This is a genomic window from Amycolatopsis orientalis DSM 40040 = KCTC 9412, assembly GCF_000478275.1.
GTDB lineage: Bacteria > Actinomycetota > Actinomycetes > Mycobacteriales > Pseudonocardiaceae > Amycolatopsis > Amycolatopsis orientalis.
This window is the reverse complement of sequence record NZ_ASJB01000066.1, coordinates 1-2,923: the sequence shown is the minus strand read 5'-3', so window position 1 is coordinate 2,923 and position 2,923 is coordinate 1. Positions and strand designations below refer to the sequence as shown.

1 protein-coding gene is annotated in these 2,923 nt (G+C 70.3%); it reads right to left on the bottom strand.

The annotated features are described in order from the left end of the window. A partial coding sequence (locus L324_RS24100; protein WP_037312955.1) for a type I polyketide synthase occupies positions 1–2,923 on the bottom strand: 2,923 nt, incomplete at both ends.

The following is a 2,923-nucleotide window of genomic DNA, read 5'->3' as shown; positions in this document are numbered from 1 at the left end:
CTCCGCATACAGCTCCGCCCCCATACCAACCCGCTGAGAACCCTGACCCGCGAACAAGAACGCGGTCTTACCGGAGTCGGCCGTCCCTTCGACCAAGCCCGGAGCCTGTTCCCCGGCCGCGAGGGCGGCGATGCCCGCGAGCAGGCTGTCGTGGTCCGCTCCGACGACCGCCGCCCGGCGATCCCAAGTGGACCTGGTGGTGGCCAGCGAGCGGGCGACGGCGGCGGTATCCCCGCCTTCCGTCACCAGCAGCCGCAGGCGTTCGGCCTGCGCTCGAAGGGCTTCCGCGGATTTCGCCGAAAGCACCATCGGCGCGATCGACGGCGGCTCCGTGGGCTCCACGGCGGGCGGCTCCGGCGCCTCTTCGAGGATGGTGTGCGCGTTGGTACCGCTGATACCGAACGACGAGACACCGGCGCGGCGCGGCGCCTCCCCCGCCGTCCACGACCGCGACTCGGTGAGCAGTTCGACCGCCCCGGCCGACCAGTCCACCTGTGATGACGGTGAGTCCACGTGCAGGGTCTTCGGCAGCACACCGTGCCGCATCGCCATGACCATCTTGATCACGCCCGCCACCCCGGCCGCGGCCTGCGTGTGACCGATGTTGGACTTCACCGCGCCCAGCCACAACGGCCGCTCGCGATCCTGGCCATACGTCGCCAGCAAGGCCTGCGCCTCGATCGGGTCACCCAGCGAGGTCCCCGTGCCGTGCGCCTCCACGACGTCCACTTCGGACGGTCGCAATCCGGCATTGGCCAGCGCGGAGCGGATCACCCGCTGCTGAGAAGGACCATTCGGCGCCGTCAAGCCATTCGACGCGCCATCCTGATTCACCGCGCTGCCGCGCACCACCGCCAGCACCCGGTGGCCCAGCCGCCGCGCGTCCGACAACCGCTCCACCAGCAGCATCCCGGCACCCTCACCCCAGCCGGTGCCGTCGGCACCTTCGGCGAAGGGTTTGCACCGGCCGTCCGCCGCGAGACCACGCTGGGCGCTGAAGTCCACAAAGGCCCCTGGCGTGGCCATCACCGTCACACCGCCGGCCAGTGCCATCTCGCATTCGCCGTTGCGCAGGGCCTGCGCGGCCAGATGCAGGGCGACGAGCGAAGACGAGCACGCAGTGTCGACGGTCAGTGCCGGGCCTTCGAGCCCGAACGTGTAAGCCAGCCTGCCGGAAACCACACTCGCGGACACTCCGGTGCCGAGGTGGCCGTCCCCGAGGTCCGAGGAGGCCAGCAGCACCGAGAGGTAGTCCTGGCCGTTCGAACCGACGAAGACTCCCGTCTGGCTCCCCCGGACGGACGCCGGGTCGATGCCCGCGCGTTCGAAGGCCTCCCACGAGGTCTCCAGGAGGAGCCGCTGCTGCGGGTCCATCGTCACGGCTTCACGCGGTGAGATCCCGAAGAAGCGCGCGTCGAACTCCCCCACGTCGTACAGGAAAGCGCCGTCGCGGGTGTAGCTCGTGCCAGGGTTGCCCGGTTCGGGGTGATACAGCTCTTCCAGGTCCCAGCCGCGGTTCTCCGGGAAGCCGCCGACCGCGTCCTCACCGGAGGCGAGCAGGCTCCACAGCTGTTCCGGCGAGTGCACGCCGCCGGGGAACCGGCAGGCCATGCCGACGATCGCGATCGGTTCGTCGCTGGCGGCCACGCCGGTGGCCACGACGTCTTCCCGCGCTCCAAGTAGTTCGCCCAGCAGGTGTTCCGCGAGGGCAAGAGGGTTGGGGTAGTCGAAGACCAGGGTGGTCGGCAGGTCGAGACCGACCAGCGGGACCATCCGGTTGCGCAGCTCCACCGCGGTCAGCGAATCGAAACCCAGCTCACGGAACGCACGGTCCTGCTCGACGGCCTCCGGCCCGGAGTAGCCCAGCACGGCCGCCGCTTCGGCACGCACCAGTTCCAGCAGCAGCCGCCGCTGATCGGCAGGAGGACGGCCGACCAGCCTGGTCCGCAGCTCATTGGTGTCCCGAGGCTCTTCGACGGCGGCGGTCACGTCGATCAGTTCGGTGAGGAGCGGGCTGGGCCGCCGGGAAGTGAACACCGGCGTGAACCGGGCCCAATCGACGTCAGCGACAGTGACCGTGGTGTCGTGCTGCGCGCTTTCCAGCGCCGCCAACGCCCGCTCCGGCGCCAACGCCGTCAGACCACGCTTGGCGAGATGCTCACCCGCCTCACCCGCGGCCATGCCCCCTTCAGCCCACGGACCCCACGCCACCGACAGACCCGGAAGACCGTCAGCACGACGCTGCTCCACCAAGGCATCCAGGAACGCGTTTCCGGCCGCGTAGCCAGACTGGCCGCCGCTGCCCCACGTCGCCGCGATCGACGAGAACACGATGAACGCGTCAAGACCTTCAGTAAGCTCATGCAGATTGACCGCACCAGCGACCTTGCCCTCAACGACAGCACGGAACTCCTCCACCGAGCAGTCCGCCAGCGGAGTCGACTGCGCGACACCCGCAGCATGCACCACCACCGACAAGCCTTCGAGCCCGTCGAGAAGGTCAGCCACCGCCGCCCGATCGGCCACATCACAGGCCGCCAAGGTGACCTCGACGCCCGACTCACGCAACTCCGCGGCGAGGTCCTCGGCCCCTGGCGATGCCGCTCCGCGGCGGCTGACCAACACGAGATGTTCAACGCCTCGCTGTGCCAGCCACCGCGCCACCTGGCCACCCAGCGCACCCGTGCCACCGGTCACCAGCGCCGTGCCGGTCAAGGCCCACGGTTCCTGACCCGCCGCACCGGCCCGCACCAGACGGCGCGCGAACACGCCGGACGCCCGCACCGCGACCTGGTCCTCGACGCCCGCGAGTACCCCGAACAGCCGAGGGTCCCCAGAGGCGGGCAGGTCGATCAGCCCGCCCCACACCTCGGGATGCTCCAGTGCCGCGACCCGGCCCAAGCCCCATACCTGCGCCTGCTCC